This window comes from Streptomyces atroolivaceus (genome assembly GCF_000717025.1).
Lineage (GTDB): Bacteria > Actinomycetota > Actinomycetes > Streptomycetales > Streptomycetaceae > Streptomyces > Streptomyces atroolivaceus.
Map to the genome: position 1 here is coordinate 914,137 of NZ_JNXG01000002.1, position 17,306 is coordinate 931,442.

Annotated in this window: 16 protein-coding genes and 2 tRNA genes; 10 read left to right on the plus strand and 8 right to left on the minus strand. The window is 70.1% G+C overall.

What is annotated here, in order from left to right; all coding sequences use genetic code 11:
* Positions 1-13: 13 nt before the first annotated feature.
* Positions 14-583, minus strand: a complete 570-nt coding sequence (locus OO67_RS07440) for a PPA1309 family protein (protein WP_244300057.1) — start codon at positions 581-583, stop codon at positions 14-16.
* Positions 584-710: 127 nt separating this feature from the next.
* Here OO67_RS07440 and OO67_RS07445 point away from each other — a divergent pair, with 127 nt between their 5' ends.
* From OO67_RS07445 to OO67_RS07460, 4 genes are all read left to right on the plus strand, one after another.
* Positions 711-3,638, plus strand: coding sequence for a UPF0182 family membrane protein (locus OO67_RS07445; protein ID WP_033298161.1), 2,928 nt, complete (start codon positions 711-713; stop codon positions 3,636-3,638).
* Positions 3,639-3,680: 42 nt separating this feature from the next.
* Positions 3,681-3,754 (plus strand) — tRNA-Met (locus OO67_RS07450).
* Between the two features lie 211 nt (positions 3,755-3,965).
* Complete coding sequence (locus tag OO67_RS07455) at positions 3,966-6,005, plus strand: tetratricopeptide repeat protein (RefSeq protein WP_033298162.1); 2,040 nt, start codon at positions 3,966-3,968, stop codon at positions 6,003-6,005.
* A gap of 93 nt (positions 6,006-6,098) precedes the next feature.
* A tRNA-Met gene (locus OO67_RS07460) sits at positions 6,099-6,172 on the plus strand.
* A gap of 177 nt (positions 6,173-6,349) precedes the next feature.
* On the opposite strand, the gene OO67_RS07465 is transcribed toward OO67_RS07460, so the two are convergent.
* Positions 6,350-6,769 carry a Fur family transcriptional regulator gene (locus OO67_RS07465; protein ID WP_078597693.1) on the minus strand — a complete coding sequence of 140 codons (420 nt, stop codon included), beginning with the start codon at positions 6,767-6,769 and terminating at the stop codon, positions 6,350-6,352.
* A gap of 174 nt (positions 6,770-6,943) precedes the next feature.
* Between OO67_RS07465 and OO67_RS07470 the strand changes: the two genes are divergently transcribed.
* Positions 6,944-8,395, plus strand: a complete 1,452-nt coding sequence (locus OO67_RS07470) for a catalase (RefSeq protein ID WP_208860974.1) — start codon at positions 6,944-6,946, stop codon at positions 8,393-8,395.
* Positions 8,396-8,558: 163 nt separating this feature from the next.
* On the opposite strand, the gene OO67_RS07475 is transcribed toward OO67_RS07470, so the two are convergent.
* Both OO67_RS07475 and hisN read right to left on the minus strand, forming a co-directional pair.
* Positions 8,559-8,960 (minus strand): CBS domain-containing protein, encoded by a 402-nt coding sequence (locus OO67_RS07475; RefSeq protein WP_033298165.1) that lies wholly within the window; start codon positions 8,958-8,960, stop codon positions 8,559-8,561.
* Between the two features lie 353 nt (positions 8,961-9,313).
* Positions 9,314-10,114 (minus strand): histidinol-phosphatase, encoded by an 801-nt coding sequence (gene hisN / locus OO67_RS07480; RefSeq protein ID WP_033298167.1) that lies wholly within the window; start codon positions 10,112-10,114, stop codon positions 9,314-9,316.
* 135 nt (positions 10,115-10,249) lie between these two features.
* On the opposite strand from hisN, the gene OO67_RS07485 reads away from it, so the two are divergent.
* On the plus strand, positions 10,250-10,900 hold the full coding sequence (locus tag OO67_RS07485; protein ID WP_033298168.1) for a TetR/AcrR family transcriptional regulator: 651 nt from the start codon (positions 10,250-10,252) through the stop codon (positions 10,898-10,900).
* On the opposite strand, the gene OO67_RS07490 is transcribed toward OO67_RS07485, so the two are convergent.
* The 4 genes from OO67_RS07490 to OO67_RS07505 form a co-directional block, all read right to left on the minus strand.
* Positions 10,792-11,115, minus strand: coding sequence for a DMT family transporter (locus OO67_RS07490; RefSeq protein WP_033298170.1), 324 nt, complete (start codon positions 11,113-11,115; stop codon positions 10,792-10,794). The genes OO67_RS07485 and OO67_RS07490 overlap by 109 nt on opposite strands.
* A gap of 109 nt (positions 11,116-11,224) precedes the next feature.
* Positions 11,225-12,241 (minus strand): ribosome small subunit-dependent GTPase A, encoded by a 1,017-nt coding sequence (gene rsgA, locus OO67_RS07495; protein WP_033298172.1) that lies wholly within the window; start codon positions 12,239-12,241, stop codon positions 11,225-11,227.
* Positions 12,242-12,245: 4 nt separating this feature from the next.
* Positions 12,246-13,622: a 3-phosphoshikimate 1-carboxyvinyltransferase gene (gene aroA / locus OO67_RS07500; protein ID WP_033298173.1), complete on the minus strand. Its 1,377-nt coding sequence runs from the start codon at positions 13,620-13,622 to the stop codon at positions 12,246-12,248.
* A gap of 114 nt (positions 13,623-13,736) precedes the next feature.
* Positions 13,737-14,450 (minus strand): M50 family metallopeptidase, encoded by a 714-nt coding sequence (locus OO67_RS07505; protein ID WP_033298175.1) that lies wholly within the window; start codon positions 14,448-14,450, stop codon positions 13,737-13,739.
* A gap of 73 nt (positions 14,451-14,523) precedes the next feature.
* Between OO67_RS07505 and OO67_RS07510 the strand changes: the two genes are divergently transcribed.
* From OO67_RS07510 to rsrA, 4 genes are all read left to right on the plus strand, one after another.
* Positions 14,524-15,339 carry an SOS response-associated peptidase gene (locus tag OO67_RS07510; protein WP_033298176.1) on the plus strand — a complete coding sequence of 272 codons (816 nt, stop codon included), beginning with the start codon at positions 14,524-14,526 and terminating at the stop codon, positions 15,337-15,339.
* A 9-nt stretch (positions 15,340-15,348) separates the two neighbouring features.
* A complete protein-coding gene (locus OO67_RS07515) occupies positions 15,349-16,011 on the plus strand; it encodes an alpha/beta hydrolase family protein (RefSeq protein WP_051709197.1) in 663 nt (220 codons plus the stop codon).
* Between the two features lie 304 nt (positions 16,012-16,315).
* Positions 16,316-16,972 carry a sigma-70 family RNA polymerase sigma factor gene (locus OO67_RS07520; protein ID WP_033298180.1) on the plus strand — a complete coding sequence of 219 codons (657 nt, stop codon included), beginning with the start codon at positions 16,316-16,318 and terminating at the stop codon, positions 16,970-16,972.
* Complete coding sequence (rsrA, locus tag OO67_RS07525) at positions 16,969-17,289, plus strand: mycothiol system anti-sigma-R factor (protein WP_033298182.1); 321 nt, start codon at positions 16,969-16,971, stop codon at positions 17,287-17,289. The genes OO67_RS07520 and rsrA overlap by 4 nt, the downstream gene beginning before the upstream one ends.
* The last annotated feature ends 17 nt before the right edge of the window (positions 17,290-17,306 follow it).

Sequence of the window (17,306 nt, forward strand, 5' to 3'; positions counted from 1 at the left end):
CCCGCCGGGGAGATCAGGACTCGAAGGTGGCCGCGAGGGCCTCCGCCAGCCCGGGCACCAGCCCCGCTCCGGTCAGGACCTCGGTCGGCGAGTCCTTCTCCCGCAGTCGCACGGCGGAGTCCCGCGCCCCGTCCCGCAGCACCGCCACGGTCATCCGCACCTCCTGCCGGTCAGGGTGCTCGGCGACCCACTTGGTCAGCTGGGCGTCGCTCAGACCGTCCGGTACGGACGCCTCCGCGGAAGGCGGCAGCATCATGCGTTCCACGGTCATGGCACAGCCGACGACGGCGTCGGGCCAGGCGATCGTCGCGAGGAACTCGTCCAGGGCCGTGCCTTCGGGGAGCTCCTCCTGTTCGACAGGGGTGAGAGTGGCGGTCGTGGAAGCGGTCTCGTCGAGGCCGAGCTGTGCGGCGAGGCCCGGTTCATGGGCACGCAGCCGGGCGGTGTCGACCAGGGCGAACAGCCGGGCCGGCTGGTCCCAGCCGAGACCTGCCGCGTAGGCGTCGATTTCGAGGACGGCGACGGTGAGTGGGCTCGCGGCCATCGGAGGGCCTGAGGGGGAAACGTTGGGCATGCACAACATCCTGCCTCCTTCCGCCCCGGGAACGGGAACTAGGTAAAGCCTCAGTAAGTTGCATAGGTGGGCTCTACGATCGCTGGGCCTGCTTCACACGACCGCGAACTTCGAGGTGCGCACGTTGGCTTTCCAGATGCCGGACCGCGGCGGAGGCCCGACCGGGCCACGGATCAGAGTCGGCCGCCCGTCCCGGCGCGTCCGTACCCTGCTCATGACATTGGGGGTCCTGGCGATTCTCGCCATGGCCTTTGTCATGTTCGCGGGGTTCTGGACGGACTGGCTCTGGTACAGGTCGGTCGCGTTTTCGTCAGTTTTCACCACCACCCTGTGGACCAAGATCGGGCTGTTCCTCGTCTTCGGACTGCTGATGGCCGTCGCCATCGGTGTGAACATCTGGCTCGCGCACCGGCTCCGGCCGCCGCTGAGCGCGATGTCGCTGGAGCAGCAGAGCCTGGACCGCTACCGGATGAGCGTCGCCCCGTACAAGAAGTGGGTGCTGCTCGCGGTCACCGCGCTCGTCGGGCTGATCGCCGGCGCGTCCGCGTCGGGCCAGTGGCGTACCTGGCTGATGTACGTCAACGGCGTGTCGTTCGGGCAGAAGGACCCCCAGTTCAAGCTGGACGTCTCCTTCTACGCCTTCGACCTGCCGTGGTACCGCTTCATGCTCGGCTTCGGCTTCGCCGCTGTGGTCCTGTCGCTGATCGCGGCGGCGCTGACCCACTACCTCTACGGCGGACTGCGGATCACGAGCCCCGGCGCACGGGCCACGGGGGCGGCCACCGGTCATCTCTCCGTGCTGCTCGGCATCTTCGTGGCGCTGAAGGCCGTGGCGTACTGGCTCGACCGGTACGGCCTGGCCGTGAAGTCCAGTGACTTCAAGGCCACGGACAACTGGACGGGCCTGCGGTACGTCGACGCCAACGCCTACCTGCCGGCCAAGACGATCCTGTTCTGCATCGCCGTGATCTGCGCGCTGCTGTTCTTCGCGACCCTCTGGCGGCGCACCTGGCAGCTGCCGGTGATCGGCTTCGGCCTGATGGTGCTGTCGGCGATCCTGATCGGCGGCCTGTATCCGGCGATCGTGCAGAAGTTCCAGGTCCAGCCCAACGAGCAGGCCAAGGAAGCGCCGTTCATCCAGAAGAACATCGACGCGACGCGCGACGCCTACGACATCGACGACGCGAAGGTCGACGACTACTCGGGCACGAGCACGACCGATGACAGCACCAAGCTGAGGGCGAGTGCCGACACCGCCGCCAGCTACCGCGTGATGGACCCGAACGTCGTCTCCCCGGCCTTCCAGCAGCTCCAGCAGAAGAGGAACTACTACCAGTTCCCCCAGACGCTGGACGTGGACCGCTACAAGGGGGCCGACGGCAAGGAGCAGGACACCGTCATCGGTCTTCGGGAGCTGAACCTCGAGGGCCTCCCCAAGCGCAACTGGATCAACGACCACTTCACGTACACCCACGGCTACGGCGCCATCGCGGCCCGGGGCACCACGACGGGCACCAACCCGGCGGGCTCTCCGGACTTCACCGAGTCGGGTCTGCCGACCACCGGCGACCTGGACAAGGGGTACGAGCAGCGGATCTACTACGGCGAGAAGACCCAGCAGTACTCCATCGTCGGCGGGCCCCAGAAGGAGCTCGACTACGAGGAGGACGGCGAGAAGACCACGAGCTACAAGGGCGACAGCGGCGTCAGCCTCTCCAACGCCTTCAACCGGGCGGCCTACGCCGTGTCCTTCAGCGAGCCGCAGATCCTGTACTCGGGAGCTATCGGCGAGGGTTCGCGGGTCCTCTACAACCGCACGCCCAAGGAGCGCGTCGAGGCGGTCGCCCCCTGGCTGACCATCGACGGCGACGCCTACCCGGTGGTCGTCGGCAAGCGGATCCAGTGGGTCGTCGACGCGTACACCACCACCAACGGCTACCCGTACGCCTCGCGTACGACGCTGGGTGACACCACGGCCGACTCGCTCACCACCAACCAGCGCGCGGTCGTCGCCCAGCAGAACCAGGTCAACTACATCCGGAACTCGGTGAAGGCCACCGTCGACGCCTACGACGGCACGGTCAAGCTCTACGAGTGGGACACCAAGGACCCGGTGCTCAAGACCTGGCGCAAGGCGTTCCCCGGCACGGTGGAATCACGGTCGGACATCCCGCAGGACCTGATGGACCACCTGCGCTACCCGCAGGACCTGTTCAAGGTCCAGCGGGAGCTGCTCACGCGGTACCACGTCGAGGACCCCGCGCAGTTCTACAGCGGCAGTGACGCCTGGCAGGTTCCGGACGACCCCACCAACAAGGAACCCGGGGCCGTTCCGCCGTACTACCTGAGCATGAAGATGCCGGGACAGGACGCACAGACGTTCTCCCTGACCACGACCTTCACGCCGAAGGGGCGGCCCAACCTCGGGGCGTTCATGACGGTGGACGCGGACGCGGCCAGCAAGGACTACGGCACGATCAGACTGTTGAGAGTCACCAGTACGGTCAAGGGGCCGGGTCAGGTCCAGAGTGAGCTCAACGGTAACGACGACGTCGCCGAGTTCGTGAGAAACCTCAAGGGAACCGACTCGGACATCGAGTACGGCAATCTGCTGACCGTGCCGCTCGACGGAGGCTTCCTCTACATCGAACCGGTCTACACGCGCGGTGGCACGCAGAACTACCCGCTGCTGCGCAAGGTGGCCGCCTCGTACGGTTCGAAGATCGTCTTCGAGAACAGCCTCGGGGAGGCGCTCAACGCGGTCTTCGGGGTCGAGGGTTCCGATACGACCACCCCGCCGACGGAGCCGACCGATCCAGGTGACACGACCGAACCGCCGGCCACCGGGGAAGCCGCTCTGAAGAAGGCCATCGCGGACGCCCAGAAGGCGTACACGGCGGGCGAGGCGGCTCTCAAGGAGCAGGACTGGGAGGCCTACGGCAAGGCCCAGGCGGACCTGCAGGCTGCTCTCGAGCGGGCCGCGGCGGCCCAGCCCGACGGGGCCGGCAGCCCCCCGAGTGCCGAGGGCGCCAAGAAGCCCGAGGGCGACGACCAGGGCAGTTGAGAAAGGTCCACCCCGCGTCGTGGTACTGTTTGAACACAACGACGCGGGGTGGAGCAGCTCGGTAGCTCGCTGGGCTCATAACCCAGAGGTCGCAGGTTCAAATCCTGTCCCCGCTACTGAATGGTGAAGGCCCGGATCCTTTTGGATCCGGGCCTTCGTCGTGCCGTGAGGCTTTTTTCAAATTGTCGGAGTGAAGTGCGGTTTGCGGGGCATGAGTTGAACTCAACCGTGTTTCACTTGTCTCTCTGTGGGCATGTCGACAAAACGCTGAAGAGACCTCACTCGCCGCGGTATACCAGGTGTACGCGGGTTGCAGGTGGTGCGACGATGGTATTTATGGGGGACAGGGCAACTCTGTTGGAGACAGGGCGGTTTGTGCAGCGACGCGGCCGGAAGACGGAAAACGTGGCAGATGCGGCATTCGCCGCTGCCCTTGCCGGGACCGCTGACACCGCCGACGGCGACCGCGAGGCCGCCGTCCTCACTGCGGACTTCACCGATGTGACCGGCGCCGGCGAGATCGCCGACGCCGCCGAAGGTACGGACACCACGGACACCACCGATCACGCCGACGAGACCGAGGCGCGTCACCGGCGTGCCGCTGAGGCCGGTGACACGGCGTCGATGAGCGTTCTGGGCGCTCTCCTCCTGCGTCGCGGGGAGCTGGACGGCGCGGAGACCTACCTGCGCGCGGCCACCGCCGAGGGGGACCGGGCCGCCGCCAACAATCTCGGTGTGCTCCTCCATCAGAGGGGATACGCGGACGAGGCGGCCGGGTGGTGGCGGATCGCCGCCGTCGCCGGATCGGCGGCCGCCGCTCACGCCCTCGGGCGGCACTTCCGGGAGCGCGGGGACGAGCCCGGGGCCGAGTACTGGCTGCGCCAGTCCGCCGAGCAGGGGCACGCGCTGGGCGCGTACGCACTGGCCGACCTGCTGGAACACCGTGGTGACACCGGCGCCGAGCGCTGGCTGCGCGCCGCCGCGGAGCAGGGCCACAGGGAGGCGGCGTACCGCTTGGCGCGGACGATCGAGCGCACCGCCGTGGGTGACGCGCACGATGCCTTCGGCCTGGGCCGCGTCGTGGGCGAAGGCCGCCGGGGGCTGGACGCCGGGACGCCTGTGAAGCGGGACAGCCCCGTCGCGGGTCCCGACTCCCGGCGGGTCGGCGAGGCCGAGCAGTGGTACCGCCAGGCCGCGGCGCGTGGTCACCGCCGTGCCGCCCTCCATCTCGGGGCGATCCTGGAGCAGCGCGGTGAGCTGAAGGAGGCCGGCCGCTGGTACCTCACCGCCGCCAAGGACGGCGAGCCCCGGGCTGCCTGCGCCCTCGGTTTCCTGCTGCGCGACGCGGGTGACGAGGAGAGCGCGGCCGTGTGGTGGCTCCGGGCCGCTCAGGACGGTGACGGCAACGCGGCCAACGCGCTGGGCGCACTGCACGCGGCCAGGGGTGAGCAGCAGACCGCCGAGCGCTGGTACCGCGCCGCCATGGACGCGGGGGACGTCAACGGCGCGTACAACCTCGGCCTGCTCTGCGCAGCCCAGGACCGGATACCGCAGGCCGAGCAGTGGTACCGCCGCGCCGCGTACGCCGGGCACCGTGAGGCGGCGAACGCGCTGGCGGTGCTGCTGCTCCAGGCGGGGGACGCGACCGGGGCCGAGCCCTGGTTCTCCAAGGCGGCGGAGGCGGGCAGCGTGGACGCCGCCTTCAACCTCGGCATCCTGCACGCCGGACGGGACGAGGACCGCACGGCGCTCGGCTGGTACCAGCGCGCGGCGGCGGCCGGGCACACCGACGCCGCGCTCCAGGTCGGCATGGCGCTGCTGCGGGACGGTGACGAGCGGGAGGCCGAGCGCCATCTGCGCTGCGCGGCGGGCGGCGGCAGCGCCGAGGCGGCCTTCCGGCTGGCCGGCGTGCTCGACCTGCGCCAGCCGGCACCGGGGCCTCTCGCGCTGGGAGAGCCGATGCCGGAGAAGACCGAGTGCGAGGAGTGGTACGAAAGGGCGGCTGAGCAGGGTCATCGCCGTGCCCAGGTCAGGGCCGGGATGCTCGCTGCCGCGCGTGGTGACATGGCCGGCGCTGCGCGCTGGTACCGCGAGGCGGCCGAGTCGGGCAGCCGTAACGGGGCCTTCAACCTCGGCCTGCTGCTCGCCCGTGAGGGCAGTGAGCGCGAGGCGGCCCTGTGGTGGAGCCGTGCCGCCAACGACGGGCACGGACGGGCTGCCCTCCGTCTCGCGCTCCTCGCCGCACGCCGGGGCGAGCTCACCGAAGGGCAGCGCTGGTGTGCCCGGGCGGTCGAGCTGGGGCCTGCTGAGGTGGCCGAGCGGGCCGCGCGGCTGCTGGAGGCGCTGCACCAGGAGCTCACCGCGTGACGAGGAGCCGGTCGGCTCATGGCTTCGCGCGGGTGTCCGGCGAATGAATTTGCTCAGGTCGGTGGGGGTGCCGTACTGTTGCACTCACAACGACGCGGGGTGGAGCAGCTCGGTAGCTCGCTGGGCTCATAACCCAGAGGTCGCAGGTTCAAATCCTGTCCCCGCTACTGAAAGTCAGAGGCCCGGATCCTTCCAAGGATCCGGGCCTCTGACGTGTGCCCGCGCAAAGACTGCCCGCGCAAGGCCCGTGAACGCCAGGAGTGTCCGCGCGGGACAGTCTGCGCAAAGGCGGTCCGTGCCGCGCGAAGAGCGCCGGTGGGGTGCGGGGCAGGGTTCCTCGCCCGTCAGACCGTGGCGGCGCAGTTCGGGCAGGTACCGCGGTAGGTGACCTCGACGTCCGAGACGGTGAACCCGAAACGCTCGTCGTCCGGCAGGTCGGCCAGAGGGTTTCCGGACGGGTGTACGTCGCGGATCGCTCCGCAGCGCCCGCACACCAGGTGGTGGTGGGGGCGGTGGGCGTTCGGGTCGTACCGCTTCGCCCGGCGGTCGGTGGAGACCTCGATGACCTCTCCGAGGGACACCATCTCGCCCAGGGTGTTGTAGACGGTGGCCCGGGAGATCTCGGGCAGCCGCTCGACGGCCCTCGCGTGGACCTCATCCGCAGTCAGATGAACATGGTCCCCCTCGAGAACCTCGGCCACCACGCGCCGCTGTGCCGTCATGCGCCAGCCGCGTCCACGAAGTCGTTCCAAGAGGTCACTCATGGGGCCCAGCCTAACAGTGGGGAGGCCGAGTCCCGAATAGGTGTGACTTTAGATGGCAGCTTGACTTGGACAAAGTCCATTGTAGGATCGGTGAGGAATTGGCCAAGGACAGGCTGCGGCCGAGAACAGGCTGCACAGGACGACGCTGTGCAGGACATGACGCAGGAGGCGCGCGTGACTCAGGGACCGCTCACCACGGAGGCCGGCGCTCCGGTGGCCGACAATCAGAACAGCGAGACCGCTGGCCCGGGTGGACCGGTTCTCGTTCAGGACCAGGCTCTTCTCGAGAAGCTCGCGCACTTCAACCGCGAGCGCATCCCGGAGCGTGTCGTGCACGCCCGCGGCGCCGGTGCGTACGGCACCTTCACGCTGACCCGTGACGTCTCGCAGTGGACCCGGGCGAAGTTCCTCTCGGAGGTCGGCAAGCAGACCGAGACCTTCCTGCGCTTCTCCACCGTGGCGGGCAACCTCGGCTCCGCGGACGCGGCCAGGGACCCGCGTGGCTGGGCGCTGAAGTTCTACACCGAAGAGGGCAACTACGACCTGGTCGGCAACAACACCCCGGTGTTCTTCATCAAGGACGCCATCAAGTTCCCCGACTTCATCCACACCCAGAAGCGCGATCCGTACACCGGCTCGCAGGAGGCGGACAACGTCTGGGACTTCTGGGGGCTGTCTCCCGAGTCGACGCATCAGGTGACCTGGCTCTTCGGTGACCGCGGCATCCCCGCCTCCTACCGCCACATGGACGGCTTCGGCTCGCACACGTTCCAGTGGAACAACGAGGCCGGCGAGGTGTTCTGGGTCAAGTACCACTTCAAGACCGACCAGGGCATCAAGAACCTCACCACGGAGGAGGCCGTCCGCCTCTCCGGCGTCGATCCGGACAGTCATCAGCGCGACCTGCGCGAGTCCATCGAGCGCGGTGACTTCCCGTCCTGGACCGTGCAGGTGCAGATCATGCCGGCGGCCGAGGCGGCCACGTACCGCTTCAACCCGTTCGACCTGACCAAGGTGTGGCCGCACGCGGACTACCCGCCGATCGAGATCGGCAAGCTGGAGCTCAACCGGAACCCGGAGAACGTCTTCGCCGAGGTCGAGCAGTCGATCTTCAGCCCGGCGCACTTCGTCCCCGGTATCGGCCCGTCCCCCGACAAGATGCTCCAGGGCCGACTCTTCGCGTACGGCGACGCCCACCGCTACCGCGTCGGCATCAACGCCGACCACCTGCCGGTGAACCGCCCGCACGCCACCGAGGCGCGGACCAACAGCCGGGACGGCTACCTCTACGACGGCCGTCACAAGGGTGCGAAGAACTACGAGCCCAACAGCTTCGGCGGCCCGGCCCAGACGGGCCGGCCGCTCTGGCAGCCCGTTCCCGTGACGGGCGCCACGGGTAACCACGAGGCCCAGGTCCATGCCGAGGACAACGACTTCGTGCAGGCGGGCAACCTCTACCGGCTGATGTCCGAGGACGAGAAGGCCCGGCTGATCGACAACCTCGCCGGTTTCATCGCCAAGGTCTCGCGCGACGACATCGCCGAGCGCGCGATCAACAACTTCCGTCAGGCCGACGGAGACTTCGGCAAGAGGCTGGAAGCCGCGGTCCAGGCCCTCCGCGGTTAGGGCTCCTGGCCGGAACAGGCCGGGCTTCGTCTGCCGGCCTGACCGGCCGGAGACCCTGCGGTCCTTGTCGTCGACGGTGGGCCGGATCCCCCGGGTTGTCCCGGGAGGTCCGGCCCACCGGTGTTCCCGGGGGCCGGACCGTCCGTCGCGGACGGGTCCGGGGTCAGCGGGTCAGGCCGGCCGTCTGTCTCCTGGCCGGCGTCCAGCACCGGATGATGTCGCGTACCGAGACGATGCCGACGGGGCCGTCGCCGTCCAGCACGATCAGATGCCTGAAGCCGCCGTGCGTCATGGCCTCCGCGGCCTCCTCCAGGGTCCAGGCGGGAGAGGCGAAGACCACGTCGGTGGTGGTGTGGGTGGACGCGGTCTCGACGTCGGGATCCATTCCCGCGCCGACCGCGTCGAGGATGTCGCGCTCGGTGATGATTCCGAGACCGCAGGTGTCGGGATCGTGGACGACGGCCGCTCCGATACGGCGGGCCGACATCAGCCGGGCCGCCTGACGGAGCGTATGGGCCGGGCCGATGGTGAGGACCAGGGTGCTCATGGCGTCACGGACAAGCATCTAGGGAGCCACCTCCTTCGATAAGTGATCTGCGAAGCGGCCCTCGTGAGCCAATTCACAAGTTCACAAGTAGGGGGACTCTCAGAGTCGCACCCGAAGAGGGCTCCAACAAGGGGGCGGGCGGCCCCTGTCGGCGAATCTCCGGCTCGGGCCCCCGGCCCGCCGGGCGGGGCCCCTGGCGGACGCGGCGAAGGGCTGTCCCGTGATCCCGGGTGGGTCAGCGCGCGGCGTCGGATGCGGTGCATCGCAAGGCGGAGGGACGTCCGCATACCGGATGCATTCGGGCGTTCCGGCAACGCGGCGAGGTGCCGTAGCTGTCGTCGTGCGCCCGCCGGGGATTGCGGGTCAGCCCCTTAGTAGCGCTGGTTGAGGTAGCCGAGCAGCTCGTGGTGCAGCAGCCCGTTGGACGCCGCCGCGTTGCCGCCGCCCGGTCCGGAGACCCCGTCCAGGCTGGTGAACTGCCCGCCGGCCTCCTGGACGATGATCGCGTTCGCCGCCATGTCCCACAGGGAGAGCTCCGGCTCCGCGCAGATGTCCACCGACCCCTCGGCGACCATCATGTAGGGCCAGAAGTCCCCGTAGCCCCGGGTGCGCCAGCAGGCCCGTGTCAGATCCATGAAACCGTCGAGCCGGCCCTGCTCCTCCCAGCCGGTCATCGAGGCGTACGCGAACGAGGAGTCCGCGATCCTCTCGACCTTCGACACGTGCAGCCGCGTCGCGGAGGTCAGACTGCGGCCGGAGAAGGCGCCGGCCCCCTTCGCGGCCCACCAGCGGCGGTTCAGCGCGGGGGCCGACACCACGCCGACCACCGGCTGGAAACCGTCGGCACCCGCCTCCATCAGAGAGATCAGGGTCGCCCAGACGGGGACGCCCCGGACGTAGTTCTTGGTGCCGTCGATCGGGTCGACGACCCAGCGCCGTGGACCGCTGCCCTCGATCCCGTACTCCTCGCCCAGGATCGCGTCGCGCGGACGAGCCCGGTGCAGATGCCCGCGGATCAGCTCCTCCGCGTGTTTGTCGGCCTCGCTCACCGGGGTCATGTCCGGCTTGGTCTCGACCTTCAGGTCCAGAGCCTTGAACCGGTCCATCGTCGCCGCGTCGGCGGCGTCCGCCAGTACGTGGGCCAGGCGCAGATCATCGTGGTAATCGGGCATGCCGTCACAGTATCCACAGCCACCCGCCCGGGCTACACGGCCCCGCGCCGGGGCGGGGCGCGCGTTGCGCGGACCCTTGACAGGGGCCCCGGGCGCGCCGACGGTGAGGCCAGGTCCCCGGCGTGGGAGGCGACGATGCCGTCAGCGCGAGAAGCCCTGCTGGACTCCGCACAGTCGGCGCTCCGCACGCTGCCCTGGACATCCGTGCGCATGGTCGACGTGGCGGCCGGGGCACGGGTCTCCCGGCAGACCCTCTACAACGAGTTCGGCAGCAAGGACGGTCTGGCCCGCGCGTTGATCAGGCGCGCGGCCGACGGCTACCTGGCCGGGGTGGAACGGGCGCTGGGCCGCACCGGGGGAGAGGGGCCGCTGGAGCTCGCCCGCTGGACGGTCCGGGCGGCCCGTGGGGACGTACTGGTCAAGGCGCTGCTCACCGGTGTCCGGGGAGACCACCTGCCCGCACCGAAAGGCCCTGGCGCCGGGCGGCGGACCGGGACGGCGCTGCCCACGCCCTCCGAGGTGCTCAGGCTCGTACGCGACCGGGCCCTGGCCGCGCGGGAGGGCGAGTCGTCTCCACGCGACCCGGCGGAGCACGCGCTGACCTGCGAGATCGCGTTCCGTCTCGCCCTCTCGTACGCCTTGGTCCCGGCGGACCCGCCGTGCCCGTCCCGCAGGGCTCAGTGCGCCGAACCGGACAGCTGCAGACCGATCACACCGATGATCACCAACGAGATCGACACCAGCTTGAGCGTGGAGACCACGTCGTCGAGGAAGACCATCCCGTAGATCGCGGTTCCCGCGGCTCCGATGCCCGTCCACACCGCGTACGCCGGCCCGACGTCGAGCTTCTTGAGGGCCATGGTGAGCAGACCGAAGCTGCCGAGGGCGAACGCGCAGAACGCGATCGTCGGCCAGAGGCGGGTGAATCCGTGCGAAAGCTTCAGACACACGGCGAAGCCGGTCTCGAGCAGTCCAGCGACCACGACCAGCAACCACGCCATCGTCCGGTGCCTCCCACGTAGGTGACGCTTCGTCTCGCTTGCGCGATTATGCCCTTACCAACCGTGGGAGCCCGCAAACGTGCGCGAGTCGGGCGGCATCCGCCGTGTCTCAGTCGCCCTCGCGACGCTCCCGGGTCGAGAGCAGCCTCCGCAGTGAGTCGAGCCGCGCCGGATCGGCGTGCCCCTCCGTGACCCACGCGTCCAGTGCGCACTCGGGCTCCTGGCCGTCATGGGTGCAGCCGCGCGGGCAGTTCTCCGTGCCCGGCTGAAGGTCGGGGAAGGCGTTGATGACCCGCGACGGGTCGACGTGGTGCAGTCCGAACGACCTGACGCCCGGGGTGTCGACCACCCAGCCGCGGCCGTCCGGCAGCGGCAGGGCGAGCGCCGACGTGGTGGTGTGCCTGCCGCGGCCCGTCACCGCGTTGACCACCCCGGTCGTCCGCCTCCGGTCCTTCGGCACGAGGGCGTTGACCAGCGTCGTCTTGCCGACCCCGGAGTGCCCCACGAAGGCGGTCACCCGGTCGTTCAGCAGCTCACGGACCCGTCCGGCGGCGTCGCCGTTCTCGAGCTCCTCACGACTGGTCACGACGTAGGGGACACCCAGCGGGGTGTAGGCCTCCAGGAGTTTGTCCGCGGAGGCCAGATCGGACTTGGTCAGCACCAGGAGTGGGGTGAGCCCGCCGTCGTACGCCGCCACCAGGCAGCGGTCGATCATGCGCGGGCGGGGTTCGGGATCGGCGAGCGCGGTGACGATGGCCAGCTGGTCGGCGTTGGCGACGACCACCCGCTCGAACGGATCGTCGTCGTCCGCCGTGCGGCGGAGCACCGACGTGCGCGCGCCGATCCGCACGATGCGCGCCAGGGTGTCCTTCTCGCCTGAGAGGTCACCCACCAGAGAGACCCGGTCGCCGACCACGGCGGCCTTGCGGCCCAGCTCGCGGGCCTTCATGGCCGTCACCGCGCGGCCGTCGACGAGACAGGTGAGCCTGCCGCGGTCGACGGTGAGGACCATGCCGTCCTGGGCGTCCTCGTGCTTGGGGCGCGTGTGGGTGCGGGGCCGGTTGCCCTTGGGGTTGGGGCGGACGCGGATGTCGTCCTCGTCGGGGTTCTTCCCGTAGCGGCGCATGCCCTCAGACCCCGCGCCCCGGTGAGACACCGAGCGCACCGGGCGAGACGCCGACGGCCCCGGAGGGTTCCCCGAGCATCCCGGTCCACATGGCCGGGAAGTCGGGCAGGGTCTTGGCCGTCGTGCCGACGTTCTCGATCTCCACCCCCGCCACGGCGAGGCCGATGATCGCGCCCGCGGTCGCCATCCGGTGGTCGTCGTAGGTGTGGAAGGTGCCGCCGTGCAGCGGGCGGGGATTGATCCGCAGGCCGTCGGCGGTCTCGGTGACGTCGCCCCCGAGACCGTTGATCTCCTTGGTGAGCGCCGCCAGCCGGTCCGTCTCGTGCAGCCGCAGGTGGGCGACGCCGCTCAGGGTGGACGGGGAGTCCGCGAGGGCGGCGAGGGCCGCGATGCCCGGTGTCAGCTCACCGACCTCGCTCAGATCGACGTCGATGCCGTGGACCGTGCCAGAGCCGGTGAAGGTGAGGCCGCGCTCGGTCAGCTCGCACGAGCCACCCATCGCGGTGAAGATCTCGCGCAGCGCGTCACCCGGCTGGGTGGTCCGCAGCGGCCAGTCGGGGACCGTGACGCGCCCACCGGTCACCAGCGCGGCGGCCAGGAACGGCTGGGCGTTGGACAGGTCGGGCTCGACGGTCAGGTCGCGGCCGAGCAGTGCGGAGGGGGAGACCCGCCAGACGTTCGGCTCGCCGCCCGTCTCGGGCTCGTCGACCTGGGCGCCGACCGAACGCAGCATGTCCACGGTCATCCGGATGTGGGGCATGGACGGCAGGGCCGAGCCGGTGTGGCGTACCTCCACCCCCTGGTTGAACCGGGGCGCGGACAGCAGCAGCGCGGAGACGAACTGGGAGGACGAGGACGCGTCGATGGACACCGCGCCGCCGTCCAGTGCGCCCGCGCCGTGCACGGTCAGCGGCAGGGTTCCCCGGCCGTCGTCGTCGATCCGGGCTCCCAGGGACTTCAGCGCGCCGATCACACCGTGCAGGGGCCGCTCGTAGGACCGCGGGTCCCCGTCGAAGTGGACGGGACCGTCCGCGAGACAGGCCACGGGCGGCAGGAAACGCATCACCGTTCCCGCGTTACCGACGTCCACCCGGGCCGGGCCGTGCAGACCGGCGGGGATGACCCGCCAGGCCTCGCCCGAACCGTCCGGGCCCACGCCCTCCTCGATGCCGACGCCCATCGCGCGGAGCGCCTGGGCCATCAGCAGGGTGTCGCGGGAGCGCAGCGGGCGCCGCAGCCAGCCCGGCTCCGAGGAGAGGGAGGCGAGGACGAGGGCACGATTGGTGACCGACTTCGATCCGGGCACGGTGACGGTCGCGTCGACGGCCCCGGTCGCTCGGGGGGCGGGCCAGAGGGCGGGGTGCACGGAACTCTCGGTCATGCCCCTTACTTTAGTGGCTCAGCGCAAACCCAGATCCTGGGCAAATGGGCCGAAACCAGGACGTAATACAAGAGTGGTAAGAGCGGGCCTCCGCCCGCGACCGGTCGGGGGCCCTCACAGCCCGAGGAGCCAGCGTCCGCCGCCGATCAGCGAGCTGAGCGACACCGCGTGGAAGAGGAAGAGCCAGATCGCCGCCGGCGCGTGCGTCAGCCGGGCGAGCTGGTCGGCGTCGGAGTCGGGTGCGCCGCCGTGGCGGCGCTTGGACTGGAGCTCGAACGCCGGGCGCACGCCGCCGAGCAGCAGGAACCAGACCACGGTGTACGCGAACGCCGACTGGACGTCCGCCGAGGTGAGCCAGGACACCAGCAGGAAGGTCGCACCCGTGAGGATGACCGTCAGTGCCCCGTAGAGGTTGCGGATCATCACCAGCATGACCGCCAGGAGGGCGGTCGCCAGCCACAGGAGCAGCGTGATCCGGCCGTTGGTCAGCAGCCAGGCACCACCCAGCCCGAGCAGCGGTGGCGCCGTGTAGCCGGCCGCCGCGGTGAGGATCATGCCGATGCCGGTGGGCTTTCCGCGGCTGACGGTGAGGCCGCTGGTGTCCGAGTGCAGCCGGATGCCGGAGAGCTGCCGCCCGGTGAGCAGGGCGACCAGTCCGTGCCCTCCCTCGTGGGCGATGGTGATCGCGTTGCGCGAGAGCCGCCATATGAGGTTGGGCACCACCGCGACGAGCGCCGCCGTGGCCGTGACGACCACCAGCCACTGCTCGGGGGCGGGCTGGGTCCCGAAGACGCGATCCCACAGATCGCCCAGTTCGGTGCTGTCCATGGCGGGGCGGCTCCTTGAATCGCTCGAGGGATCGGCGTCCACTCGGGTGGTGGGTCGTGGCAGTCTGGCACTTATGTGCGGACGGTATGCAGCGAGTCGGCGGCCGGAAGATCTGACCGGGCTCTTCGGCGTGGAGAAGTGGGAACCCACGGAGACCCTGGAGCCCGACTGGAACGTCGCGCCGACCAAGGAGGTCTACGCGGTCCTGGACCGTCCTGTGAAGGACGCAGACGACCAGCGTCCGGTTCGCCAGCTGCGTGCCCTGAAATGGGGGCTGGTGCCGTCCTGGGCGAAGTCGCCGGAGGGCGGCGCCCGCATGATCAACGCCCGCGCGGAGACCGTCCACGAGAAGCCGTCCTTCCGCCGCCCCTTCGTGTCGAGGCGCTGCATCCTGCCCGCCGACGGCTACTACGAGTGGGTCACCGGAGCAGACGAGCGGCAGCTGGAGGAGAAGGGGAAGAAGAAGCGGCCCCGCAAGCAGCCGTACTTCGTGACGCCCGCCGACGGCTCCGTCTTCGCCATGGCCGGCCTGTACGAGTTCTGGCGCGACCGGACCCTCCCCGACGACCATCCGCAGGCCTGGTGGGTGACGTGCTCGGTCATCACCACCGAGGCGGAGACGGCCCCGCTCGCCGTGGCCCCCGCCGAGGGGCCCGCCTCGCTCGCCGACATCCACCCCCGGATGCCGCTGATGCTGACCCCGGACCGCTGGGACGACTGGCTCGATCCCTCGCGCACCGGCGTCGAGGAGCTCAAGGCGCTCCTGGAGCCGCCGCCCGGCGGACTGATGCGGGCCTATCCGGTGGCCACCGCCGTCAGCAACGTCCGCAACAACGGTCCGGAGCTCCTGGAGGAGCTGGCCGCGCCGGAGGTGAGCACGCTCTTCTGACCCGGCAGGATGGGCGCTGTGAGCCGTACTACAGGGACAGCGCAGAAGACCGAGAGCGTCGGCACGGACGCCGGAGAGGCCAGGATCACCTGGATCCCCGCGAAGGGGGCCCGTCTGGTGCTCGCCGTCAGCCACGGGGCGGGCGGCGGCATCGAAGCCCGGGACCTCCAGGCCCTGGCCGCGGTACTGCCGGGCCGCCGGGTGACCGTCGCCCTGGTGGAGCAGCCGTGGCGGGTGGCGGGGAAGAAGCTGGCGCCCGCGCCCCGGACCCTGGACACCGGCTGGCGGGGGCTGTGGCCCGCACTGACGGCCCCGGGGCTTCCCGTCGTCGCCGGGGGACGCAGCGCGGGGGCCCGGGTGGCCTGCCGTACGGCGGCGGAACTCGATGCCCGCGCGGTGCTCGCCCTGAGCTTTCCGCTGCATCCTCCGGGCAAGCCCGAGAAGTCCCGCGCGGACGAGCTGCTCGGCGCGGGCGTCCCCGCGCTCGTGGTGCAGGGCGGCAGGGACCCGTTCGGGCGGCCGGAGGAGTTCCCGCCCGGGGGGCACGGGCTCGTCGAGGTGCCGTACGCGGATCACGGCTTCGCCGTACCCAGGAAGGCGCCGCTGACCCAGGATCAGGCGATGGACCTCCTCTCCGGAGCTGTGGCCGAATGGCTGGACGGTCTCTCCTGACCACGTGGCTCCCCGCACACGCCGCCCCCTGGCCGAGCCCCGGGAATGCGCCGTGCGAGGCGGCTGTTGTGGGTGATGTCGGTACAACAACGTCGTACGTGGAGAGGGAGTCCGTCGCATGGGTTCGACCATCTGCCCGAGCCGCTCGAACGCCGCAGAGCTGGAGTGGACGGTGCTTCACGCGGCCAGGAGCACTCCGGCGCGCGCCCCGGGCGGAGCCGATCGACAGCCCGCGCAGAAGCAAGGTCGACTATTCTCCGATGCGAGTGGGTCCGGTTTCGGCCCCGCCACATCGTTGGAGGAGGTGGGTCCGGTCACTGGGACCGACACAGGGACCGACGACGGCCGCGCGCAGGAGACGACCGCGGAGCGCAACGCGCGCTTCGAGCGGGACGCCCTCGGATATCTGGACCAGATGTACTCGGCCGCGCTGCGCATGACGCGCAACCCCGCGGATGCCGAGGACCTGGTCCAGGAGACGTACGCCAAGGCGTACGGCTCCTTCCACCAGTTCCGTGAGGGCACGAACCTCAAGGCGTGGATGTACCGCATCCTCACGAATACCTTCATCAACTCGTACCGCAAGAAGCAGCGTGAACCCCAGCGGAGCGCCGCCGAGGAGATCGAGGACTGGCAGCTGGCGCGTGCGGAGTCGCACATGTCGACAGGGCTGCGCTCGGCGGAGTCACAGGCGCTCGACCACCTGCCGGACTCCGACGTGAAGTCCGCGCTGCAGTCGATCCCCGAAGAGTTCCGCATCGCCGTGTATCTCGCCGATGTGGAGGGCTTTGCCTACAAGGAGATCGCGGACATCATGGGGACACCCATCGGTACGGTGATGTCCCGGCTGCACCGGGGGCGCCGTCAGCTGCGCGGCATGCTGGAGGACTACGCGCGTGAGCGCGGGCTCGTCCCGGCCGGAGCCGGTGAGTCGGACGACAGGAAAGGCTCGGCCTCATGAGCTGCGGAGAGCCGCACGAGACGGACTGCTCAGAGGTTCTCGATCATCTCTACGAGTTCCTCGACCGGGAGATGCCCGAGGGCGACTGCACCAAATTCGAGGTGCACTTCGAGGAGTGCTCCCCGTGCCTGGAGAAGTACGGCCTGGAGCAGGCCGTGAAGAAGCTGGTCAAGCGCTGCTGCGGGCAGGACGACGTCCCGGCCGACCTGCGCTCGAAGGTCATGGGACGGATCGACCTGATCCGTTCGGGGCAGGCCGTGCCCGAGCAGGACGTGGCCGTGGGCGGCGCGGAACGTCCGGCCGCAGCCGCCGAATGACGGCCGTCGGCTCCGAG

What these genes read in the sequence shown, in the direction of transcription:
- OO67_RS07440 (WP_244300057.1), bottom strand. Translation starts at nt 583, where the DNA reads ATGTTGTGCATGCCCAACGTTTCCCCCTCAGGCCCTCCGATGGCCGCG.
- OO67_RS07445 (WP_033298161.1), top strand. Translation starts at nt 711, where the DNA reads ATGCCGGACCGCGGCGGAGGCCCGACCGGGCCACGGATCAGAGTCGGC.
- OO67_RS07455 (WP_033298162.1), top strand. Translation starts at nt 3,966, where the DNA reads ATGGTATTTATGGGGGACAGGGCAACTCTGTTGGAGACAGGGCGGTTT.
- OO67_RS07465 (WP_078597693.1), bottom strand. Translation starts at nt 6,769, where the DNA reads ATGAGTGACCTCTTGGAACGACTTCGTGGACGCGGCTGGCGCATGACG.
- OO67_RS07475 (WP_033298165.1), bottom strand. Translation starts at nt 8,960, where the DNA reads ATGCTTGTCCGTGACGCCATGAGCACCCTGGTCCTCACCATCGGCCCG.
- hisN (WP_033298167.1), bottom strand. Translation starts at nt 10,114, where the DNA reads ATGCCCGATTACCACGATGATCTGCGCCTGGCCCACGTACTGGCGGAC.
- OO67_RS07485 (WP_033298168.1), top strand. Translation starts at nt 10,250, where the DNA reads ATGCCGTCAGCGCGAGAAGCCCTGCTGGACTCCGCACAGTCGGCGCTC.
- OO67_RS07490 (WP_033298170.1), bottom strand. Translation starts at nt 11,115, where the DNA reads ATGGCGTGGTTGCTGGTCGTGGTCGCTGGACTGCTCGAGACCGGCTTC.
- rsgA (WP_033298172.1), bottom strand. Translation starts at nt 12,241, where the DNA reads ATGCGCCGCTACGGGAAGAACCCCGACGAGGACGACATCCGCGTCCGC.
- aroA (WP_033298173.1), bottom strand. Translation starts at nt 13,622, where the DNA reads ATGACCGAGAGTTCCGTGCACCCCGCCCTCTGGCCCGCCCCCCGAGCG.
- OO67_RS07505 (WP_033298175.1), bottom strand. Translation starts at nt 14,450, where the DNA reads ATGGACAGCACCGAACTGGGCGATCTGTGGGATCGCGTCTTCGGGACC.
- OO67_RS07510 (WP_033298176.1), top strand. Translation starts at nt 14,524, where the DNA reads ATGTGCGGACGGTATGCAGCGAGTCGGCGGCCGGAAGATCTGACCGGG.
- OO67_RS07515 (WP_051709197.1), top strand. Translation starts at nt 15,349, where the DNA reads ATGGGCGCTGTGAGCCGTACTACAGGGACAGCGCAGAAGACCGAGAGC.
- rsrA (WP_033298182.1), top strand. Translation starts at nt 16,969, where the DNA reads ATGAGCTGCGGAGAGCCGCACGAGACGGACTGCTCAGAGGTTCTCGAT.